Here is a 21,837-nt window from a genome sequence, read left to right on the forward strand (position 1 = left end):
AAGCAATGTGAAAATGTGAAATGCTTTTTAAAAGCCTTTTTTTATAGAAATTTTACTCATAGAATAAAATTTTTTATTTTTCACTTTTATTCACAGGGTACTTTTTATTTTTGTTAAAATTTTATTTCTTAATTCATCTACTATGGCTTTTAGGTTTTCATTTTCACTCATTAACTCTTGAATTTTTTTAATATTATGTGAAATGGCAGTGTGATCTTTCATATTAAAAAATCTAGCAAGTTGAGGCATAGACATAGTTGTAAGCTCTCTTGCTAAATATATCACAACCCTTCTTGCCATAACGATATTTTGTGTTTTTTTATTTGATTTTATATCATTTGATTTAAGATTATAGCTTTTTGAAACATCAGCAAGTATGTCTTCAACACTAATATTTTCTTTTGTTTCTTTAATGTGATCTTTCATAAAGCTTTTAACGATTTCTAAAGTGATTTCTTGATTAAAAAGCCTTGCTTGGGCATTTAGATTTGTAATCATACCTTCAATTTCTCGGATGTTATCTCCCATTGAAGTAGCGATGTAGCTTATAACTTCAGGTTTGAGATAAATAGCATTAAATTCGCATTTTTTCTTGATAATTGCGATTTTTGTATCAAGCTGAGGTGGAGTGATATCTGCGATGATCCCATTTGCAAAACGGCTTTTTAAGCGTTCTGTTATACCTTTTAACATATTTGGAGGATTATCACTTGTCATGATGATTTGTCCAAATTTTTCTTTTATTTCATTAAAAGTAAAGAAAAATTCTTCTTGAATTTTATCTGTTTTACCTAAAAACTGCACATCATCGATGAGTAAAACATCGCAATTTTTGTATTTTTCATGAAATTTACTCATAGTTTTGTTATTTAAATGCATGGTAAAATCATTGATAAAATTATCACTTGTAGCATAAATAACCTTATATCCATTATCTAAGCACACATTTCCGACAGCTTGAAGCAAGTGAGTTTTTCCAAGTCCTGTAGGGCCATAGATAAAGATAGGGTTGTATAATTTTCCAAGTTTGCTTTTATCGGTAATAGCTTTGCAAGTTGCATAGGCAAATTGATTAGAATCTCCTACAACAAAGCTTTCAAAAGTAAAAGAAGGATTTAAAATAGTACTTTGAAATTTAATCTGTGAAATATCTGTAGAAAAATGTTTTTTCTCTATCTTTTGATCATTTGTTATGATTTTAACTTGAGGATTAATCCCTGTTTTTACTTCATAAAAATAAGCTAGTTTTTGTGCGTATTTTGTTTGTATAAATTTAGCCAAAAAATGATTTGGTGCAATAAATACTAAGATATTATTTTTACTTAATTTTTCACTAAATTGTAAGTGAGAAATGTAAGTATTGTATTCGTTATTGCTAATTTCAGTTTTAAATTCAAATAAAAAATCTTTTATATTCATTATTATTCTTATAAATTATGATGTAAAACTTAAAATTCTAGCTTATTTTTTATAAAAAATGGTTAAAATTATTCACATAAAAATTTAAATTTCACATCTATGTGAATAAAAAGGTGAAAAGTTTGAAAGTTTTAGGGATAGATCCTGGTTCTAGATATTGTGGATATGCTATTGTAGAAAAAATAAATAATAAAAATCAACTCATAGAAGCAGGACTTATCAAAATCAAACCCAATGATTTACAGTATCAAATCACAGAATTATGTGAAGGACTTGATCTAATCTTTAAAAATCATCAGTTTGATGAGGTAGCTATAGAAGATATATTTTTTGCTTATAATCCAAAAACGGTTCTAAAACTAGCACAATTTCGTGGAGCTTTGAGTTTAAAAATCTTACAAATTCATGGAGAATTTGCAGAATACACACCTTTACAAGTGAAAAAAACCGTAACAGGTAAAGCAAAAGCTACTAAAGAGCAAGTAGCTTTTATGGTAAAAAGATTACTTGGAATTTCAAAAGACATCAAGCCACTTGATATTACCGATGCTATCGCAGTAGCTTTGACGCATTTAGCAAATTTGAGAGTAAAAAAGTGATTTTACTTTCCATTTCCTATAAAATAAATTTCAACATCATGTAGAAGTTTTTCACATACAGCAGAATCAGTATTTTTTTCTACTACTAGGTTGATATGATTTTTGGTATCTCTAAAACTTCCTGCAGATTTTGAATTTTTTAATTCTAATTTTTGATTATCTTTTAAATATTTAATAGTTATTACAAATTTATGTGCCGCGGTAGCTTCGCCTAGATTTGTTTCTATCAAAACATTCATATTTGATGCTTTTGCTAGGGTTGCTTGAGTTTTATTAATCACTTCTTTCATTCTTCTATTGAGTTCTAAAATTCTTGAGATGAATTTATTATCTATACTTTCAAATGCTATTTTTAGTTTATTCATAATTTCTTGATTAGTAGGTTTATCAGGTGCTACATAAACCATATAAAGTCCATTTTTAATATCTACTTTAGTGCTTTTAGTATCACGCCCACTACCAAAAACTTTTATATATATAGCATTATCAAGATATACTCTATCTATCATAGGACCATAGATTTCATATTCTCTTTTTCTTACGATTACTTCTCTTGCGGCTACTTGAATTTTTACTGAACAATCATGAATTATAGGTTCCATTTCTTTTTTTATTTCAAGTAGTTCTTTTAGCATATAACATCCTTATTATTTTTTTTAGTATTATAGATTATAACAAAAAAATGTTTTTTTCTTTGTTAATTTTAGTTTATATAATTTTTATAACATTCCAAAGTTATTTTAAAAAAAGGAAAAAAATGAAAATTAAAATTATAGTTTCAAGTTTAGTTTTAGCAAGTGCTTTATTTGCTGCAAATTCTCATCATGCTCATCATGGAGCTTCTGGAAGTATTTCATCACAAATCATGATGAGTATGCATGAACCTATGATGAAAAATCCTTTAGTACAAAGCAATGACATAGAAAGAGATTTTTTAGCTAATATGATTCCACATCACCAAGGTGCTATTGACTCATCTAAGCTTTTATTAGAACATACAAAAAGTGAAGAGATGAAAAAAATCGCTCAAAATATCATAAAAGTTCAAGAAAAAGAAATCCAAGAATTTCAAGAAATTCTAGATAAAAATCTTTATACAAAAACTCAAATTGATGAAGAAACTTATAAAAAATTCGTTCAAGAAGAAAAAGAGTTAATGCAAAAAATGATGATTTTAATGAGTTCGGTTAAAGAAAGCAAAAACATCAATAAAGACTTTTTAGAAGCGATGATAGCACATCATCAAGGTGCAGTAGATGCTTCAAAACAAATTTTATTTTATTCTAAAGACAAAACTATCACTGATATTGCTAAAAAAATCATCTTAGATCAAGAAAAAGAAATCCAAGAATTTACGAATTTGTTAAAATATATGTAAAAATAGGTAGTTTAGTAAAATTTCTAAGAACATATTATTACTTTTATCTAAAAATAAAAGTAATAATATTTTTAGATATTAATTAAATACTAAATACTAGCTTTTATTTAAAATTCAATATATCTTATATAGATTAGTATATAATTATATAAAATTTATATTTTGGATATTAATGACTACGTTATCAAGTTTTAATATTAGTTCTCGTCGTTATTTAGGCAACAAAACAAAACTTTTACCATTTATTTTAAACATTACAAATAAAAACTGTAAAAATATAAAGTCTGTTGCTGATATATTTTCAGGAACGGGAGTAGTTGCTAGCGCATTTATAGATAAAATAATTTATACAAACGATATCTTACAAAGTAATTATTTTTGTAATGTTGCATGGTTTAGTCCTGAAAATTATGATGAAAATAAAATAAAATTTTTGTTAAATGATTTTAATAAATATGATAAAAATGAAAATAATTATATGAGAGAAAATTTTGCTGATACTTATTTTAGTGCTAAAGTGTGTTCTAAAATAGGTTTTATTCGTGAAAGTATTGAAAATTTAAAAGAAAGTGATAAAATTAATGAAAAAGAAAAAGCTATTTTAATTACTTCATTAATATATGCAATGGATAAAATAGCAGCTACATGCGGACATTACGATGCTTATAGAAAAAATGCAAAACTAGTTAATGAAATTAATCTTACTCTACCACAATTTTATAATAAATTAAACACTAATAATCGATGTTTTAATAAAGATGCAAATGAACTTATAGAAGAAATTTATGCAGATTTAATTTATATCGATCCTCCTTATAATTCTAGACAATATAGTGACACTTATCATTTATTAGAAAATATAGCTACTTGGAAAAAACCACAGGTTTTTGGTGTAGCCCGTAAAATGGATAGAAGTATGATTAAAAGTAAATATTGTAGTAATACTGCAAATGATACTTTTGTTAATTTAATATCAAATATAAATGCAAAATATATATTATTATCTTATAATAATATGTTTACTAAAGGTAATAATCGTTCAAATGCGAAGATAAGTGATGAAGTTATAATACAATCATTAAGCACAAGAGGTGAAGTGAGTATTTTTTCTCAAGAACACAAAGCATTTAGTACAGGTAAATCAAATATTAAAGACAATTATGAAAGGTTGTTTTTATGCAAATGCCGTTAATTGCTTCACCGCTAAATTATACTGGTGGAAAATTTAGATTACTTCCTCAAATTTTGCCATTATTTCCTAAGAATATTAATACTTTTATTGATTTGTTTTGCGGGGGTTGTAATGTAGGTTTAAATGTAAAAAGTAAAAAGACAATATATAATGATATCAATATAAAACTCTATGATTTATATAATTTTTTTAAAAAAATGGATAGTGAAAATATTTTAAAACAAATTTATAAAATAATTGAGAAATATGATTTGTCTATTGTTAGTAAGTATGGATATGAATTTTATAAATGTGATAGCTCTAAAGGGTTGAGTAAGTATAATAAAAATGGCTATTTAAAGCTTAGAAATGATTTTAATACAGAAAATAATACATCTTTTGACTATTATATAATGTTTTATGTGATGATTGTTTATGCATTCAATAATCAAATCCGATTTAATTCAAAAGGTAATTTTAATTTACCTGTTGGAAAACGAGATTTTAATACTAAAATGGAGCAAAAACTTATTAATTTTATTGAAAGAATACAAGAACAAAATTGTTATTTTTCTTGTATTGATTTTAGAAATTTTAATATTCAAAATTTAGAAAAAAATGATTTTGTTTATATTGATCCACCTTATTTAATTACTTGTGCAACCTATAATGAAAATAGTAGTTGGAATGAGAATGATGAAAAAGACTTGCTTGATTTTTTAGAAAAATTAGACAATCAAAATATAAGATTTGCTCTTTCAAATGTTTTATCTAGTAAAGGAAAAACTAATGAAATATTAAAGCATTGGTTAAAAAATAAAAAATATAAAGTTCATCATTTAAAACATAAATATTCAAATTCTAATTATCAAATTAAAGATAAAAATTTTACAAGTGATGAGGTATTAATTATTAATTATTAGGAATAAAATGGAAAATTTTAGATATAAAAGTTATTGCTGGAGTTTAGGAACTACAAGTTTTAGAACTGAGAATTTTAATAAAAATATTGAACTTCAATTAAAATTACTTAATGATTTTTGGCAACTACCAAAAAATATAGGACAAGAATGGATAGGTAATAGAATTTTACAATCTAATTACTATGATTTTTTAAAAGACAATGGTTTTGTTATTGGAGTTGCAAATAATAAGGATAAAGATGCAAGACAAAAAACTTCAGGGCTTGTTGATATAGGGTTAATTGATAATAATAGAAAATTAACAGAAGTAGGGTATAAACTTTTACAAGTCAGTGAAAGCAGAGATTTTAGTACAGATAATCTTTTGCAAATTTCAAAAGATAGTTTTATATATTTAAAACAACTTTTGAAAACTAATATTACTATAGAAAATGAATGTGTTAAACCTTTTATAATTGCACTTTATCTACTTAATAAACATCAATTTTTAGAATATGATGAATTTGTATATCTTCTTCCACTTTGTACGAATAAAAAATATACAGAACAAATTTTAACACAAATTTCATATTTAAGAAATGATAAAATAAATATAGATGATATTATTATAAATCGTTTAATGGAAATGGAAAATTACCAAGAAGCATTGAAATGGTTTTTAGCTTCAAAACAAATTAACAAAGATGTAATTTGTAAAATAGGAATGAATAGAAAAAGCCCAAGTTATGATTTAGATTATTTTGAAGTTTATGAAATATTAAAAGCTATATTTTTACAGAAACAAAAAGATGAAAATTCATTGATAAAGTTATATAACATTATAAGAAAATTAAAATTAAAAAACTTATGGGGCAAATTTATTTTTACTACTAAAATAACTACAAAAAAGATAAAGAAAGAGCTTTGTAATGTTTTAAATCCTAGTATTTTTGATAAAGTTTCTAATGAGGATGAATTTAAATTAGCTTTTTTTAAAGTGTTGCATTTATTAAAAGCAAAAGCTACTCTTAGAGATTATGCTGATTTAAATCGACGTTATTTAGGGCTTAGCAATATATTCTTATTTAGAAATAATAAAGTTGAACTTGACATAATTCCAAAATATTTTTTTAAAACAGTAATAGAAGATTTATATAAAAATGCATTTATCTCAGATAAAAATTTATATAAAGACTGCGAATTAAATGAAATTTCATCATTTTTTGTGTCAAGCGATAATATTATTATAGATTCTATAAATAGTGAGTTTGGACTTAATATTTCAACACTTGATGATGCAATGAGTGAGTATGAAAAGCAAAGATATAAAAGATTTAACAAGTTAATTGATGAAAAATTTAGTGATGAAAAACTTATAGAATTATTAAATAATCTTGAAATAAGAGAAGATGAAATAATAAAAGAGTATATTACAAATAATGCTGATATTCCTACTATATATGAATATTTATTAGGTATTATATGGTACAAAATAAGTGCAAGAAAAGGTAAAATTTTAGATTATATGAAATTATCCATGGACGCAGATTTTCTTCCTATATCTCATGCAGGCGGTGGCGAAGCAGATATTGTTTATGAATACGAAGAAAATGAATTTTATCCACAACATACTTTGCTTCTAGAAGCAACACTCACAGATAAAACAAATCAACGAAGAGCAGAAATGGAACCTGTTTCAAGACATTTGGGACAGCATCTTTTGGCAACAAGAAATATAAATTCTTATTGTGTTTTTTCAACTACACATTTAGACATAAATGTTTTAAGTGATTTTAGAAATCGTAAAAATTCTACATATTATGATACTTGTGATAGTACAAATAAAATTAAAGGAATGAAAATTATACCTTTGGAAACAATTGAATTAAAAAATATCATAAAAAATAATAAAAAATATAGTGAACTTTATTCTTTATTTGATGAAGCATATAAGACTAATTTGGATGAATTGGATGCTGATGAATGGTATGTAAAATATATAAAAGATAAACTAAAAAATTAAATTCATAGATCCGATCGAAAGAAATAAAAAATGGTGGCTCCGATTGGACTTGAACCAACGACCACCACCATGTCAAGGTGGTGCTCTACCAACTGAGCTACGGAACCTTAAAAAACAAAAATTATATAAAAATATTTTTACATTGTGCTTAAAATCACTTTTTAATTTTTTTCATATCATTTAACCATAAATCTAGCTGTGCTTCAAAACCTATACCTTTGCTATGATAAAATTTCAAATCTTTTTCTAGGTATCTTTGCTTAACCCATCCTCCAAAATCATGCGGATAAAGGTAGTTTTTTCTTTGTGGGTTATTATTATCAAGATAAGGAAGTATTTTTAATGCAGGATTATTTTGTACATAATTTAGTGCTTCATTTATAGCAAGATAGCTTGAGTTTGACTTAGGCGAACTTGCTAAAAATACCACACATTGAGCTAAGATGATCCTAGCTTCAGGATAGCCTATGTTTTTTACTGCTATGAGTGTGCTTGTGGCTAGGTTAAGTGCTTGTGGGTTTGCATTTGAGATATCTTCACTTGCAAATATCACTAATCTTCTAGCGATGAAATCCGCACTTTCACCCCCATCAATTAACCTCGCAAGATAATATAAACTCGCATCCACATCACTTCCTCTTAAACTTTTTATCATAGAACTAGCTAGTCTATAGTGTGTATCTTTACTTGAAGTGCCATCGCTTAAAACATTTGCTCTTAATTTTTTTAAAGTTTCAAGTGTGATATGAGTGCTATCTAAAGCCAAAGCAAACTCACATAAATTTAAAAAGCTTCTTGCATCATTTGCACTAGAAGTGATTAAAAAGTCTTTAGCATCATCATCGATTTTACATTGGAGTTTTTCTTGCACTTTTGTGGCAAGTTTTTCTAAGTCTTTATACTCTAAACCTTTAAATTCAAAAAGCATACTTCTGCTTCTTATGCCTGAAGTTAAAGTAAAGTAGGGGTTTTCAGTGCTTGCGCCTATGAAAAGGCATTTTTGATTTTCCAAAGGGATTAAAAGCATTTCTTGTTGGGTTTTTGAAAGCCTATGCACCTCATCAATAAATATCAAAGGTTTATATAAAGAATTTTCATATTTAGCTAGTATTTTTCTAAGTTCTTCAAGTTTAAAATTCCCTCCATCAAACTCATAAAAGTCTAGTTTATACTCATACGCTATTGCTCTTGCAAAAGAAGTCTTCCCGCAACCTGCTGGGCCAAAAAATACACTATGAGGGAGTTTTGAAACTTGTATGAATTTTTTAAAAATTTCTACTAAATTTTCTTGTCCTAAAACCTCATCTAAAGTTTTAGGACGAAAAGTTAAGCTTAAATTTGTCATTGTGGATTTATGGTAAGTCTTTCACCATTAATGATAGTTGTAACATCACTTTTATTAGAATCATCATAGATAAAATCAAGCATATAAGAGCCATTATTATCTACGAAATAAGTATCAAAATTTGCAAAATCAGGCCAAATTTGACTAGGAAGAATTTCTGTGTTTGCATGAAATTGTGATTTTATATTGTTTTCAGTGAAAATAGTTTGTCCATTTGCGTCAAATTTTTTACCTTCTTTTTCAAAACTTAGATTATTTAAGATGATTTGTGGGTTTGCTTTTAAAAACTGACTTGCCAAAAGCATCATAGAAAAAATATCAGTGTTTGAATTTTGCATTAAGCTATCATAAGCTTTTTTAGAAAGATTATTAAAATTCATATCTAAATTAATATTATTTAACATAAAGTTTTCATTTGCAAGATTAAATTTAGCTAAATCTAGTTTTAAAACGCTATCATAATCGTTTTGAGTATTTTGAGCTGTTTTTGCAAAAATTTTTAATTTATCAAAGTCAAAAGCAATAGAACTTATAAAACTAGCACTATCAATGCTTATATTTTGCTCACTATTTCTACTAGGACTAAAGATATCATTAAAACTTAATTTTTGTATAGGAAATTCAGAAATTTTGATATTTTTTGCTTCTAATTTTTCTTTATGAGATAGTTGTTCTAATAAAACATAACCTAGATTAAGTTCCATATTTTTTACAAATTCATCAGAACCTATAATCTTAAATGATGTATTGTTTAAAACTAAATTTGTATCATTGCGTGTGAAATTAATATCATTTATTTTTGCATTGATGTTAATGTCACCACCTTTGACGCTAACTAAGATTTTAAAGATTTCTTCGTTTGGAAAAATGCCTTTTAAGTCTTCATTTTCATTTAAAATAGAAACGATAGCATTATTACTTGCAAAAAAATTATTGGAAAAATCCACATTCACTTTAAAACTATAAGGTAAATCATTAAGTGTAGCTATAAAACTTCCTTTGGAATTTAAAAGTCCTTTAGTGTAATTAGTATCTTCAATATTATAATATGCTGTATCTTGACTCATTTGTGCAAAGATTTTTTCATTGATTGAGTTAATATAAGAAGCTGAGGTAAAAAACCCTATAACTAGTAAAATTACTACTACAACCCCTGTGATGATTTTTTTCATTCATTTTCCTTAAGTGAAATTTTAAAAATTATATATTTTTATTACTAACTAATGCTTATAAAATTCTCACATTTATACATTACTTAACTTTTTTACTTATAATTGCACTATTTAAAATCAAAGGTAAAAAAATGAAACTTTTTGGAACAGATGGAGTACGCGGTAAAGCGGGGGAGTTTTTGGATTCATTTTTAGCAATGCGTTTGGCTATGGCTGCTGGAATTTATTTTAAAGACAAAGCCCTTACAAATAATATTTTAGTAGGAAAAGATACAAGAAGAAGTGGTTATATGATAGAAAATGCTATCGTTTCAGGACTTACTTCTATAGGTTATAATGTTATAGAAATAGGCCCTATGCCAACACCTGCTATTGCGTTTTTAACTGAAGATATGCGTTGTGATGCGGGCATTATGATATCAGCTTCACACAATCCTTACTATGATAATGGCATTAAATTTTTTGATGCACACGGAAATAAACTTGATGAGCAAGCAGAAGCGAAAATAGAAGAAATTTATTTTAATGATAAACTCATAGAAGAGGCAAGAACAACAAAATCACAAATTGGTCAAGCAAAAAGAATTGATGATGTGATAGGAAGATATATTGTTTCTATAAAAAATTCTTTTCCTAAAGAGCTGACTTTAAAGTCTTTACGCGTTGTGTTAGATGTGGCTCATGGAGCTTCTTATAAGGTAGCACCTACGGTTTTTAAAGAACTTGGTGCAGATGTGATTGTGATCAATGATAAGCCAAATGGTTTAAATATCAATGAAAATTGCGGGGCTTTACATCCTTTAAATTTAGCTTTAGAAGTAAAGAAATTTAGAGCAGATGTGGGTTTTGCTTTTGATGGGGATGCAGATCGTTTGGTTGTTGTGGATGAAAAAGGCGAAGTAGCTCATGGAGATAGTCTTTTGGGTGTTTTAGCTTTATTTTTGAAAAAACAAGGCAAGTTAAAATCAAGTGTAGTTAGCACTATAATGAGCAATGGTGCTTTAAAAGAGTTTTTAACTAAACATAAAATCACACATGAAACTTGCAATGTAGGCGATAAATATGTACTTGAAAAACTCAAAGAATGCGGTGGAAATTTTGGTGGTGAGCAGAGTGGGCATATTATTTTTAGTGACTATGCAAAAACTGGAGATGGTTTGGTAGCTGCTTTACAATTTAGTGCTTTAATGCTAAGTGAAGCAAAAAGTGCAAGTGAAATTTTAAATCAAGTTAAACCTTACCCACAGCTTTTGCATAATCTTAAAATTTCAGAGAAAAAAGACTTAAGCAAGCTTGCAGGCTTAGAAGAATTGAAAAAAGATTTAGAAAAAAAAGGAATTGCTAGTTTGTTTAGGTATTCAGGTACAGAAAATTTAATACGCTTATTACTTGAAGCAAAAGATATTAAGCTTTTAGAAAAAGAAATGAAAGCTGTTGAAAGTTTTTTTATGAAAGCATTGAATGCTTAAAATTTTATCTTTAAAATTTTGGCTTGTTTTTGCTTTAGTTTTTATACTAGATCAAGTAAGTAAGTATTTGTTTTTGCAAGGGCTTGAGTATAAGGGTGAATTTTTTGATTTAGTTTTAACCTATAATACTGGTGTAGCCTTTTCAATGTTTGCATTTTTAGGAGAGTATTTAAAATACATACAACTTGTTTTTATTTTGGCTTTGTTTGCGTATTTGCTTTATCAAAAAGAATTTTTTAAAACACATTTGATCGCTTTTGCTATTATGCTATCTGCTGGGTGTTCAAATTTACTTGATCGCTTTGTGCATATAGGTGTGGTGGATTTTGTATTTTGGCATAAGTGGTTTGAATTTGCTGTGTTTAATTTAGCTGATGTGATGATAAACATTAGTGTAGCTTTGATTTTAATAAAAGAAATTTTTAATAAAAAAGGAGAAAAATGTTAGATTTTTTAACTGACTGGTATTTGTGGATTAAAATGGTGCATTATTTAGCTTTTGTTTCTTGGATGGCTGGATTGTTTTATTTACCAAGACTTTTTGTCTATCATACAGAGCATAAAGATAATAAAGGCTTTGTAGAAGTGGTAAAAATTCAAGAAAGAAAATTGTATTTTTATATCCAAACTCCTGCGATGATAGTAACTTTAATAAGTGGAAGTTTGATGTTGCATGTAAATAAAGTTTTGATGGTTGGATCAGGATTTATGCATGCTAAATTAACCTGTGCTTTGCTTTTGATTATTTATCATTTGCAAAATTATTATTATTTAAAACAACTTCAAAATGATACTTGCAAAAAGAGTGGGAAATTTTTTAGAGCTTATAATGAAATTCCAACGATATTATTTATAATTATTGCTATTATGATGGTGGTAAGACCATTTTAGTAAAAAGCCTTTAAAGGCTTTTTATCCTTTAAACTCCATACTTTTAAAATCAAGTGGATCAACATTTTCTTGCATGATATTAATGTGTTCTTTATCTTGTAAGCGTTTATTATCTCTAAATACAGCACGCACTAAATCCATACCGGTGTAAAAATCTTTCATTAATACCATAAACAAATAACGCCCAAATTCACTTGTGTATAAAGTATTATTTTCTTTTTTTATAGCTTTACTTAGCTTAAGACCTAAAAGTTCTATGAAAAGATCTTTTTCTAAATTGCAATCTAAAGTTTTGTTAAATTTATCAATCTCGATTTTACCTGCAAACATTTCAGTTAAAAAGACATATTTGATGATTTCTTTTTTACCAAAATTAGCTTTAGCAATATTTGCATTTTGCTTTTCTTTGATGAGTTTAGAATAATCATTTAAATTAAAAGCATTGATTAAAAGCTCTCCATCTAAAAAGCTAAAAGCCCCACTTCCCACGCCTAAATACTCATGATGGCTACTTACATACTCATCATTAAAGCTACTTTTTTCTAAAGAAAATGACCATGCATTATTTCTTTCATAATCTTTGAAAAAATCTATAATGATTTTATAAAACTCAAATTCATTATCTTTAAAACTTACTCCTAGAGTTTTTGCGATATTATCTTTTGTGAGGTTTGATTTCATTAAAGGATAAGTTGTGATTTGTTGAGGTTTTAAATTTTTGGCTATTTCTAAATCATTGAGTAATTGCTCTTTAGTTTGAGAAGGAAAGTTAAAAATCAAATCAAGACTCATAATAGGAAGCACGCCTATAGCTTTAGAAAGCTTTTCTTGAAGCTCTTTACTTGAACCAAATTTATGATATCTTGCTACTTTTTTTAAAGTATCATCATCAAAACTTTGTATACCACAACTTAAACGATCTATAAGCCCTTTAAACATTTCTAGCTTTTTAGGTTCGATATGATTAGGATCGCTCTCACAAGAAATTTCTTTAATATTAAATAATTTTTTGCAAAGTTCTAAAGTTTTAGCAAGTTCTTCTTCGTTGATCAAAGTAGTGCCGCCACCCACATACATAGAAGTAAAATCAAATCCTTTGTCTTTGATTTGTTTGATTTCTTCTCTTAAGCTTTCAAAATATCTTTTTGCTAAATCTTCACTATAATAATACTTATGAAAACTACAATATGGACAAAAAGTATGGCAAAATGGTATATGAGCATAGAGCATATAAGATTTTTTTGGATTAACTTTTTTTTCTTGTCCTTCTTTTAAAAGTTTCACATCAAAACCATTCTCTAAAGATTTTTGCATGGCTTTATGTGAGTAAGAAAGAGCTAAGTTTTGTAAAAAATTCATATTTTTCCTAAAAATTTCATTTTGTAGTTATTTAAAAAGACTATAATTGTATCATATTTTTACAAAGGCTTTATAATGAAAAATATTTTTATAGCATTTTTTGTATTTTTATTAGGGCTTATAAGCGTGTCAAATTCTGCACCTTTAGATGAAATTTTTCAAGATGTTAATGTTTCAGGTAATATGCGTTATCGTTTTGAGCATAATAGCCCAAAAGATAGAGGAAATAATAATTTTAATCAAAGAATTCAAATTCAAATGCATTAACAACTAAGCCTTAAAGGCTTAGTTGTTATAAAAGTTTTCTTTTAAGTTTTCTTCCATAGCTTTGATATTTTCTTTTGATTCTTCTTTAGCGTTAAATCCACCACCAAAGGCTTTCATAACATCTACAATGGAATTTGCAAGCTCGTAAGATGAGTTAGTGTAAGAAAGTTTAGCATTTAGGTAATTTCTTTGATCTTGTAAAAAATCAGCTAAATTAATCACGCCATTTTCATATCTTAAGGTAGAAATTTCATAAATTTTACTTTGAGCTAGAAATAAATTTTTATAATTTTGCTCATTTTCATAATAGCTTTGGCGGTTAAATAAAGCAAGTCTTATTTCTCCAAAGGCTGTTTTTAAGGTGTTTTCATATTGTAAAAACGCTTCATCTTTGGTAAGTTTTGCGATATTAACATTATTCATAATCTCACCCCAATGAAAAATCGGCATTGCAAAATTTCCAGCTACATTCCAAGTATTACTTCCATGTTTAACTAAAAGATCTAAATCATTACTTTGAAAACCCAAAAGTCCTGTTAAAGAAAGGTTTGGTAAAAATGCAGTTCTGGCTACTCCAACAAGATAGTTTTTTTCTTCTAAAATTTTTAAACTAGCTTGTATATCAGGTCTTTGAAGTAAAATTTCACTACCAATACCTTCAGGTATGCTAAGCTCGTATTGTCCTATTTTTTTATACTCTATGCTATTATAAAGTATATCATCAATATCATTTGAAGTTAAGATTTTTAAAGCTTTGGTATTAGCTTCTTTTTGAATTTTAGCATTTGTGAGTAAAACTCTTGAATTTTCAAGTTCAGCTTTAAATTTGTTAAGCTCATACTCACTAATTACTCCAAGTTTAAAATGCTCTAATTTTAACTCATAAGTTTTTTGATAACTTTGGGTTGTTTCTTCTAAAATTTTTACTTGCTCACTTAAGCTTGCTAGATTAAAATAAGTTTTTACTACATTAGAAATTAAGCTTAATCTTGCACTTTCATAGTCAAACTCACTAGCTTGTAATTTTGCTTTTGAAGCATTATAAGTATCTCTGTATTTACCCCATAAATCTACTTCATAACTTAAATTTAAACCCATATTAAAATCATTGCCATAGACAAATTCATTACTTTTGTTGCTTGGAGCATTGATGCTAGTTTTTGCTCTTGCTCCGCTAGCACTTCCATCTAGTTTAGGAAGCAGATCGCTTCTTGCTATACCTAAAGCCTCATAAGCTTTTTGTAAATTCATATATGCAATTTGCAAGTCGTTATTGTTTTTTAAAGCTTGATCGACTAAGGTGTTTAAATAATTATCATCAAAAGCTTTCCACCATTGTTTGTTAATGCTAATGTTTTGATCTAAGCTTTTAGTGTAATTTACATCTTTAATTTCTAAATTTGGTTTTAAACTGCAAGCTGTTATTAAAAAACAACTTGCAAAAATTATTAACTTATGCATTGATTTTACCTCTTTTTTTATCAAGCCATTTATTAAAACTTTCTAGTAAATAGAAAAATAAAGGTACAAAGAAAATGGCTATAGTAGAAGCTGCTATCATACCACCTATAATACCTGTACCTATCGCATGGCGGCTTGCACTTCCTGCTCCATATGCAAAGAAAAGCGGTAAAATACCACAAATAAATGCCAATGAAGTCATTACAATAGGTCTAAATCTCAATTTTGCTGCACTAATAGAAGCTTCAAAAATACTCTTTCCTTTTTTAAGATGCTCTTCCATAGCAAATTCAACAATCAAAATGGCATTTTTAGCAGAAAGGCCTATTAAAAGTAAAAGTCCTGTTTGAAAATATATATCATTTTCTAATCCTCTAAGCCATACAAAAAGCAAAGAACCAAATACTGCAAAAGGCACAGCCGTAATTACTGCTAAAGGCATGAGCCATCTTTCATATTGTGCTGCTAGAATTAAAAATACAAATAATAGTCCTAGCATAAATGCTATTTGTCCAGCACCGCTACTTGTAACTTCTTGATAAGCTGAACCTGACCAAGCAATAGAATAATCCTCTCCTAAAGTTTCTTTTGCCACTTGTGCAATTGCATCAATGGCTTGTCCTGAAGTATAGCCAGGAGCAGGATCACCTTGCACTAAAGCCGATGGAAACATATTAAAGCGTTTTACATCATCAGGACCAACACTTCTTTGTAATGTTAAAACGCTATCTAGAGCTATCATAGAACCATCTTTTGATCTAACAAAGATGTTTTTTAAAGCATTTTGAGTATTTCTAAAATCTCCAATTGCGCTTATATTTACACGATAATTTTTTCCAAGCATAGAAAAATCATTTACATAATAAGTTCCTATGGTGGCATTTAGAGTGCTAAATACATCAGCTAAATTTAAACCATAAAGTTTTACTTTATCGCGATCAATTTCTAGTTTTAATTGCGGAAAATTAGTATCAAGCGTTGTTCTTACATTGTGAAGTTCGGGACGCTTGTTTGCTGCTTCAACTAATTTATTTACATCAACTTGAATTTGATCATAACTTTTTCCGCTACGATTTTGTGCATACATCTCAAAACCACCAGTTAAGCTTAAACCTTGGATTGGTGGTGGATTAACAAAGAAAGTTTGAAAATTTGGATTTAAGAAGTATTGTTTGTTATAAGATCCAACTAAATCAAAACTACTAATATCTCTATCATCCCAATTTTTCAAATTAACAAACATTGCGCCAGAATTTTCTTTTAAAGAACCTGTAAAAAGATCATAGCCTATAAGTCCTACCACATTAGTTACATTCTCATTTTTGCGGATTTCTTCTGCCATAGCATCCATTGATTGAGTAGTTCTATTAAGCGAAGATGCTGCGGGTAGATTGACAATAGTTAAAAAGTTTCCTTGATCTTCATTTGGAACAAGTGAATTTGGAACAAGTTTGAAAAGTCCATATAAACCACCCAAAAAGATTACAAAAATTAACATAAAACGCACTGTTCTTTTAAGTATATAAGCCACACCAGCGCCAAAAACTTCGGTAGACCAATCAAAAATATCATTAAATTTTTTCACAAAGTAAAAAGGTTCACCTTCATTTCTTCTTAAAAAAATTGCACATAAAGAAGGAGTTAGTGTTAAAGCTACAAAGCCTGATATAGTAACAGATATTGCTAAGGTTATGGCAAATTGTTTTTGGATTTCTCCCACAAAACCTGATATAAATGAAACGGGTATGAAAACCGCACAAAGTACAAGAACTATAGAAACAACAGGTGCAGCAACTTCATCCATAGCTTTAATAGCTGCTTCTTTTATGCTTATATTTGGATCTTCATGCATAATTCTATCGATATTTTCAACTACTATAATTGCATCATCAACAACAATACCAATAGCCAATACTAAGGCAAAAAGCGTAAGTAGATTGATACTAAAACCTAAGACATATAATCCTGCAAAAGTTCCCAAAATAGAAACAGGAACAGCAATCATTGGTATAATAGTTGAGCGGAAATTTTTTAAGAACAAATACATTACAATTACAACTAAAATTAATGCTTCAAAGAAAGTTTTAACCACTTCTTTAATGGAAGCTTTAATAAATATAGTTGTATCATAAGGTACTTTATAAGTTAATCCTTCAGGGAAATTTTTAGAAAGTTCTTCAAATTTTTTCTGCACTAATTCTGCTGTATTTACAGCATTTGCTCCGGTTTGTAAGAAAATCAAAATAGGAGTAGCGTCATTTCCGTTTAATCTACCTTTAAAAGTATATTCTCTTGATCCTAAAGAAACTTCGGCTACATCTTTAAGTCTTAAAAAAGAGCCATCACTATTTGCTCTTATGATAATATCTTCAAATTCTTTAGTATTTTTTAATCTTCCTTGCATAGTTACTGAATACACATAAGGAGATCTTTCCACCACAGGTTCTTGACCTATCTTACCAGTAGCATATTGAGCATTTTGCTCGCTAACTGCAGCAATAACATCAGTTGCAGTAACTTGATATTTGTTTAACAAATCAGGATTAAGCCAAATTCTCATAGAATAATTTCTTGCACCAATAGCTACGGCATTACCCACACCAGGAACCCTAGCAAGATCATCTAAAATATTTAATGCAGCATAATTATACACTTCGAGTGAATCCATAGAGCCATCAGGAGAATATAAAGTAGCAACTTCTAATATACTTGAACCGGTTTTTCTTACACTAACACCAGTTTTTTTAACATCTTCAGGTAGTTTTGCCATAGCAGCTGAAATTCTATTATTAACATCAACTGTTGCTTGGTCAGGATCTGTACCTATATTAAAATATACACTTAAGCTCATATCTCCTGAAGAGCTTGAAGTTGAATCCATATAAATCATATTTTCAACCCCATTGATTGCATCTTCAAGAGGAATAGCCACCGTTTGAGCCACCGTTTGAGCATCAGCTCCTGAGTAAGTTGCACTTACCTTAACAACGGGTGGAGTTAAGGAAGGATATTGCTCCACGGGTAAAGAATAAAGTCCTATAATACCTGCTAAAGAAATGATAATAGCTACAACAGAAGCAAATACAGGTCTTTCTATAAAGAATTTAGAAAACATTATTTATTCTCCATTACGCTAACACTTGCACCAGGACGGATTTTTTTGAAGTTATTTAAAATCACTTTATCTCCATTTTTTAAGCCCTTATCAATAATTGCTTTATCAGAAGTTTGATAAATAACATCAACAATAGTTTTAACTACTTTTCCATCTACAAGGGTATAAACATAAGTAGCACTATCATCTTGCAAAAGCGCAACTTGAGGAATTTCAAAACCATCTTTTTGAACAAAACCACCAACATGAACATTTGCGAAAGAGCCAGGCATTAAGTTTGAATTGTTGTTATCAAAAATAGCCTTTGCTTTTACTCCACCACTATGAGTATCTATAACGCTATCTACGAAATATAATTTTCCATTGAAAAGTTCTCCACCAACATTAGCTTGCACTTGGATATTTTCTAATTTCCAATTGCCGCTTTGAATATTTTTATTCATATTGATTTTATCTACATCAGAAATATAAAAATCTGCAAAAATTGGGTTAATGTTTGTAATGCGTACAAGTTCAGTAGATGAAGCATTTACATAATCACCCACATCCATTAACGCATCACCTAAAATTCCATCAAAAGGAGCACTTACTATGGTGTATTTTAAGTCTAATCTTGCATTAGCAAGTTTTGCTCTAGCGCTTTCTAGATTAGCTTTTGTGGAGTTAAATTTAGCCAAACTTGCATCAAATTCTTTTTGTGAAATAGCATTTTTTTCTATTAAAATACTATCTCTTTTAAAATTTTTTTCAGCATCATCAAAATTAGCTCTTGCTACCAAAGCTTCTCCATAAGCCATATTTACACTTGCTTGGTATTTGTCAGGTTCTATAAGAAAAAGCTTATCGCCTTTTTTTACAGCTTGACCACTTTTGAAGTATTTTGCTTTGATTTCACCGCTTACTTTAGGTTTGACTACTACATCTAATTCAGTACTTAATCTCGCAGGATAAGTAAATTCTAAAGGTAAATTAGCGCTTTGCATAGTCATAATACTAACAGGTTGAGGAGGGAGTTGTTTAACTTGTGCATTCTTATCATCTGAACATGCTATAAAGATAAGAGAAGCGCAAGCTAGAGTTAAAATTTTTGTTTTCATTTGTTTCCTTAAGTTATTTATTTAGCTAAATAAAAAGTAATTTATATTACAAAATTAATAAATACTATTTTATCAATCTTTAGTTAATTAAAATTAACAAGACCTTGAGTAAAAAGCTTTACGATTTTTTTTGCATGGCTTTGTTGTTCTTTTTTATTCATTGAAACTTTATTTTCAAAAGTGCTTTGTATAAAAAATGTCCCTCTAAGCATAGCGCAAAAAGTATAACTTAAAAATTCAGCATTTTGAGCTAAAATTTCATTTTCTTCTTCAAATCTTTTTCGAAGAACATATTCTACTTCTTTTCTATTGCTTCCTTTAAACCATTTTCCAAAATCAAATTTTTCATTATAAATTTCAGAATACAAAAGTCTTACTATAGCTATAGTTTTGGTGTCGTTAAAAATCCCTAAATAAGCTTTTGCAAATTGATATAAGAATTCTTCTAAATTAGCATCAGGTGAAAGTCGCATATTTTTTTTTAAAATAGCTAAAAAATGATTTTCTGCAAAATCATTTAAAACCGCTTCAAATAAACCTTCTTTACTTTTAAAATGCTCATATACGCAAGAAAAAGATCCACCAGCTTGTTTGATAATATCTTTAAGATTAGTTGCTTCGTAGCCATTTTTTAAAAATGACTCCGCAGCAATTTGTTTGATTTTTTCAAGTCTTGCTTGAGATTTTGAAGAAATTCTTTTTTTCATTTTAGTATTTTTTATGCTCTATGATAGAATTTTTAGGATATACAAAATTACTCTCGCGTAATATGACAATATTTTCATCATCAAGCGCATAGGCTTTGATGGTTAATGGTATTACAGTGTCTTTTCTATCATTATCGGCTAGTTTTTTAGTAGCTTTTAAAACAACTATATGTTTATCTTTTTCGCCAGCTTTTAGTTTAAAAGATTTTTTAGGTCTAATGATTTCTAAGCCATCTTCAATGCCTTGTAATTTCACATCAAAATAATACTCATGAGTTTTATTATCGGTGTTTTGAAATAAAAATACATAAGCATTACTAATAATTAATTCTCCATCATGGGTTTTTCTGATTTGATAAAGCTCGCTAGAGCGGTTGATATTTAAAAGCATATTTTCTTTTTTACTTCCCATTAAAACTAAAGCCACAAAAACACCGCACAAAACAACTAAATATCCAATAGTTCTAAATCTAAAATATTTTACTTTTTCCCTTGTTTCAATAGCTTTTGCACTAGTCCAATTAATTAAGCTAGGACGATTAAATTTGGCTTGAACTTTTGAACAAGCATCGGCACATTCAAGACAATTAATACACTCAAGTTGCATTCCTTGGCGTATATCTATATGTGTAGGACAAATTTTTACACAGGCTTCACATCCTATACATTCACCTTGTGGTGGCTTTTGATAAAGTTTGGTATGTCCATCATAAATCGCACCTCCTCTTTTATCATCATATATTACTTGAACGGTGTTATTATCAAACATTACAGATTGAATTCTTGCATAAGGACATACATAAACACAAAATTTTTCACCCAAATATACTATATCAAAAGTAAAAGCCAAAGAAGCGCAAAATAAAATCCCTAAAAGTAATAAATGATCAGCAGGATTTTGAATGTATGTAAAAAAATCTTCAGGTGGTACAAAATACCATAAAAATGCACTCATCATTAACAATGAAAAAAGATAAAAAATCACAATACTTAAAGCTTTTTTGACGAAAAATCCACTGACTTGCTTTTGTTTATTTGCTGTGCTTTTATGAATTTTAAAGATTTTTGTTTGTAAAAGATCTCTATAAATAACTCTAGCAATAGTTTGAGGACAGCTCCAAGCACACCAAATTCTTCCTGCTAAAGTAGTAACAAAAAGTATAGTTAAAAACATACCCATGATAACAAAAGGCATTAAATACAGCTCTTGAGTATCAAAAGCGATAAAAAATAAATTAAGTTTTTTATGATCAAAGCTTAATAAAAAGAAATGATTTCCATTTATTTTTATAAAAGGTAGTGCTATAAAAATGATCATAGAAATGATATAAGTTATATATCTTTTTTTAGTATAGTTTGTGATGTGAGCATTCATTTTATTTTCCTTAGAAATATTTCTTTATATTGTAGTATTAGAAAAATTAAATCAAACTTTGTCTTAATTAATAATTTATATTTAATT

The 21,837-nt window shown here is 28.0% G+C and carries 19 protein-coding genes and 1 tRNA gene; 9 read left to right on the forward strand and 11 right to left on the reverse strand.

Annotated features, from left to right (window positions below):
* Nucleotides 1-90: 90 nt before the first annotated feature.
* Nucleotides 91-1,419: a chromosomal replication initiator protein DnaA gene (gene dnaA / locus L8W56_RS01815; RefSeq protein WP_263659229.1), complete on the reverse strand. Its 1,329-nt coding sequence runs from the start codon at nt 1,417-1,419 to the stop codon at nt 91-93.
* A gap of 122 nt (nt 1,420-1,541) precedes the next feature.
* Here dnaA and ruvC point away from each other — a divergent pair, with 122 nt between their 5' ends.
* Entirely contained in the window at nt 1,542-2,018 is a 477-nt protein-coding gene (gene ruvC, locus L8W56_RS01820) for a crossover junction endodeoxyribonuclease RuvC (protein ID WP_133319080.1), read from the forward strand.
* A 2-nt stretch (nt 2,019-2,020) separates the two neighbouring features.
* Here the strand turns inward: ruvC and L8W56_RS01825 are convergent, their stop codons facing one another.
* Nucleotides 2,021-2,653, reverse strand: coding sequence for a hypothetical protein (locus L8W56_RS01825; protein WP_133319079.1), 633 nt, complete (start codon nt 2,651-2,653; stop codon nt 2,021-2,023).
* A 122-nt stretch (nt 2,654-2,775) separates the two neighbouring features.
* On the opposite strand from L8W56_RS01825, the gene L8W56_RS01830 reads away from it, so the two are divergent.
* The 4 genes from L8W56_RS01830 to L8W56_RS01845 all read left to right on the forward strand — a co-directional run bounded on the left by L8W56_RS01830 (nt 2,776) and on the right by L8W56_RS01845 (nt 7,492).
* A complete protein-coding gene (locus tag L8W56_RS01830; RefSeq protein ID WP_263659230.1) occupies nt 2,776-3,396 on the forward strand; it encodes a DUF305 domain-containing protein in 621 nt (206 codons plus the stop codon).
* A gap of 172 nt (nt 3,397-3,568) precedes the next feature.
* Nucleotides 3,569-4,588 (forward strand): DNA adenine methylase, encoded by a 1,020-nt coding sequence (locus L8W56_RS01835; protein ID WP_263659231.1) that lies wholly within the window; start codon nt 3,569-3,571, stop codon nt 4,586-4,588.
* Nucleotides 4,573-5,490 carry a DNA adenine methylase gene (locus L8W56_RS01840; RefSeq protein ID WP_263659232.1) on the forward strand — a complete coding sequence of 306 codons (918 nt, stop codon included), beginning with the start codon at nt 4,573-4,575 and terminating at the stop codon, nt 5,488-5,490. The genes L8W56_RS01835 and L8W56_RS01840 overlap by 16 nt, the downstream gene beginning before the upstream one ends.
* Before the next feature lie 7 nt (nt 5,491-5,497).
* Nucleotides 5,498-7,492, forward strand: a complete 1,995-nt coding sequence (locus L8W56_RS01845) for an AlwI family type II restriction endonuclease (RefSeq protein WP_263659233.1) — start codon at nt 5,498-5,500, stop codon at nt 7,490-7,492.
* A 31-nt stretch (nt 7,493-7,523) separates the two neighbouring features.
* Here L8W56_RS01845 and L8W56_RS01850 read toward each other — a convergent pair.
* The 3 genes from L8W56_RS01850 to L8W56_RS01860 all read right to left on the reverse strand — a co-directional run bounded on the left by L8W56_RS01850 (nt 7,524) and on the right by L8W56_RS01860 (nt 10,009).
* Nucleotides 7,524-7,599 (reverse strand) — tRNA-Val (locus tag L8W56_RS01850).
* 47 nt (nt 7,600-7,646) lie between these two features.
* Nucleotides 7,647-8,837 (reverse strand): replication-associated recombination protein A, encoded by a 1,191-nt coding sequence (locus L8W56_RS01855; RefSeq protein WP_263659234.1) that lies wholly within the window; start codon nt 8,835-8,837, stop codon nt 7,647-7,649.
* Nucleotides 8,834-10,009, reverse strand: coding sequence for a YdgA family protein (locus L8W56_RS01860; protein ID WP_263659235.1), 1,176 nt, complete (start codon nt 10,007-10,009; stop codon nt 8,834-8,836). Before L8W56_RS01860 ends, L8W56_RS01855 begins: the two co-directional genes overlap by 4 nt.
* A 131-nt stretch (nt 10,010-10,140) precedes the next feature.
* Between L8W56_RS01860 and glmM the strand changes: the two genes are divergently transcribed.
* Genes glmM through hemJ form a run of 3 tightly spaced genes read left to right on the forward strand, consistent with a single transcriptional unit; the run spans nt 10,141 to nt 12,369 of the window.
* Nucleotides 10,141-11,478: a phosphoglucosamine mutase gene (gene glmM, locus L8W56_RS01865; RefSeq protein ID WP_039629248.1), complete on the forward strand. Its 1,338-nt coding sequence runs from the start codon at nt 10,141-10,143 to the stop codon at nt 11,476-11,478.
* Nucleotides 11,471-11,926, forward strand: coding sequence for a signal peptidase II (gene lspA / locus L8W56_RS01870; RefSeq protein ID WP_263659237.1), 456 nt, complete (start codon nt 11,471-11,473; stop codon nt 11,924-11,926). The genes glmM and lspA overlap by 8 nt, the downstream gene beginning before the upstream one ends.
* Nucleotides 11,920-12,369, forward strand: a complete 450-nt coding sequence (gene hemJ / locus L8W56_RS01875) for a protoporphyrinogen oxidase HemJ (protein ID WP_039629243.1) — start codon at nt 11,920-11,922, stop codon at nt 12,367-12,369. The genes lspA and hemJ overlap by 7 nt, the downstream gene beginning before the upstream one ends.
* A 21-nt stretch (nt 12,370-12,390) precedes the next feature.
* Here hemJ and L8W56_RS01880 read toward each other — a convergent pair whose 3' ends face one another.
* Nucleotides 12,391-13,728, reverse strand: a complete 1,338-nt coding sequence (locus tag L8W56_RS01880) for a coproporphyrinogen III oxidase family protein (protein WP_133319070.1) — start codon at nt 13,726-13,728, stop codon at nt 12,391-12,393.
* Between the two features lie 75 nt (nt 13,729-13,803).
* On the opposite strand from L8W56_RS01880, the gene L8W56_RS01885 reads away from it, so the two are divergent.
* Nucleotides 13,804-13,995, forward strand: a complete 192-nt coding sequence (locus L8W56_RS01885; RefSeq protein WP_263659238.1) for a mini-MOMP protein — start codon at nt 13,804-13,806, stop codon at nt 13,993-13,995.
* 18 nt (nt 13,996-14,013) lie between these two features.
* On the opposite strand, the gene L8W56_RS01890 is transcribed toward L8W56_RS01885, so the two are convergent.
* The 5 genes from L8W56_RS01890 to ccoG all read right to left on the reverse strand — a co-directional run bounded on the left by L8W56_RS01890 (nt 14,014) and on the right by ccoG (nt 21,750).
* Entirely contained in the window at nt 14,014-15,456 is a 1,443-nt protein-coding gene (locus L8W56_RS01890) for an efflux transporter outer membrane subunit (RefSeq protein WP_263659239.1), read from the reverse strand.
* Complete coding sequence (locus tag L8W56_RS01895; protein WP_220566942.1) at nt 15,449-18,571, reverse strand: efflux RND transporter permease subunit; 3,123 nt, start codon at nt 18,569-18,571, stop codon at nt 15,449-15,451. The genes L8W56_RS01890 and L8W56_RS01895 overlap by 8 nt, the downstream gene beginning before the upstream one ends.
* Nucleotides 18,571-19,668 (reverse strand): efflux RND transporter periplasmic adaptor subunit, encoded by a 1,098-nt coding sequence (locus L8W56_RS01900; RefSeq protein WP_263659240.1) that lies wholly within the window; start codon nt 19,666-19,668, stop codon nt 18,571-18,573. Before L8W56_RS01900 ends, L8W56_RS01895 begins: the two co-directional genes overlap by 1 nt.
* A gap of 83 nt (nt 19,669-19,751) precedes the next feature.
* Nucleotides 19,752-20,375 carry a TetR/AcrR family transcriptional regulator gene (locus tag L8W56_RS01905; protein WP_133319065.1) on the reverse strand — a complete coding sequence of 208 codons (624 nt, stop codon included), beginning with the start codon at nt 20,373-20,375 and terminating at the stop codon, nt 19,752-19,754.
* A gap of 1 nt (nt 20,376) precedes the next feature.
* Complete coding sequence (ccoG, locus tag L8W56_RS01910; protein WP_263659241.1) at nt 20,377-21,750, reverse strand: cytochrome c oxidase accessory protein CcoG; 1,374 nt, start codon at nt 21,748-21,750, stop codon at nt 20,377-20,379.
* Between the last annotated feature and the right edge of the window lie 87 nt (nt 21,751-21,837).

This window comes from Campylobacter sp. IFREMER_LSEM_CL1085 (genome assembly GCF_025772235.1).
Lineage (GTDB): Bacteria > Campylobacterota > Campylobacteria > Campylobacterales > Campylobacteraceae > Campylobacter_D > Campylobacter_D lari_D.